Genomic DNA, 1,008 nt, shown 5'->3' on the forward strand with positions numbered 1-1,008 from the left:
ACAGCATCCCCTCTTTTCAACATTGCAGCCCAAAGGTTGGAAAGCTCGTATTCATTTTGCTCTTTTAGCTTTTCCTTGTATGTTTTGTGATCAAGAGAGGCTCTTATGCGTGATTTTATTAAGTCAAATGCCCTTGAAGCAGAGTAGTAGCTTAAAAACAACATTTTTTATAGAAGACAGTACACTTAAAATCATGAATTTTAACTAAACTCATCTGCCGCCAGCACCACTCATTGGTACGCGTTCTCATTTATAAAATGGGAGTCAAAAACTATCCTACATCCTACTCATAACAACAGCAGCTATAGTCACTGTCTATTAATGACCGGTAACATGGTTTTCATGAAAAAGAAAATATTTTCAAATTTCATGACAGAATACGAACAAAACAAGCCATATTCCTTTACAAAAGTGCCTCTTAATATAGAATATCCCTTCTGTTTTTTTATTTTAGCTAGCTTATTTTTTTAGCACGAACATTTTTGATAAAGTTATTTTAGGTTGAGATTTTACCACAAGACCTTTTATCATTGGGGTATTATAATCCCAAGATAATAATTTCAGGGAGGATAATCAGTGTTTATTTTTGGTATTTTGCGTCTATTTTGGGCACAAATTTGTCTCTTTTGGAACATAATGGTTCAGGAAGCATTGTATCTCCAGCATCATTCAAGGAGATAAACACATGGAAACCCGCATTCCTGAAGACACAGCCTTTGATACCCATTTTCTAGGCAAAACATCTGTAGAGGAACAGTATCCCCTCTTTCATACGCCGATTTCATGGTCGGCAATTTTTGCCGGCCTGGTGACAGCTCTAGCCACCTCGATCTGTCTCTCTTTTCTCGTTGCAGCCTTAGGCTTCAATCAAATGGATTTCACGTCTTCCACCCCTTTTGAAGGTTCGTTACGCTCCTTTGGCATAGGATCTCTTATCGTTACACTGATCAGCCTTGCTTTGGGAGGTTTTATTGCCGGACGTTTTGCAGAATCGTCAGGCGCTCTTCA

General features: G+C 38.3%; 1 protein-coding gene and 1 pseudogene. Both read left to right on the forward strand.

Annotated features, from left to right (window positions below; genetic code table 11):
- On the forward strand, window positions 1–208 hold a 208-nt coding region (locus tag ACFIO5_RS09915; RefSeq protein ID WP_375705307.1), incomplete at its 5' end, for a hypothetical protein.
- Window positions 209–685: 477 nt separating this feature from the next.
- Window positions 686–1,008: pseudogene (locus ACFIO5_RS09920) on the forward strand (DUF3792 domain-containing protein); the annotation flags it as partial.

This window comes from Bartonella sp. AA86SXKL, from assembly GCF_042196885.1.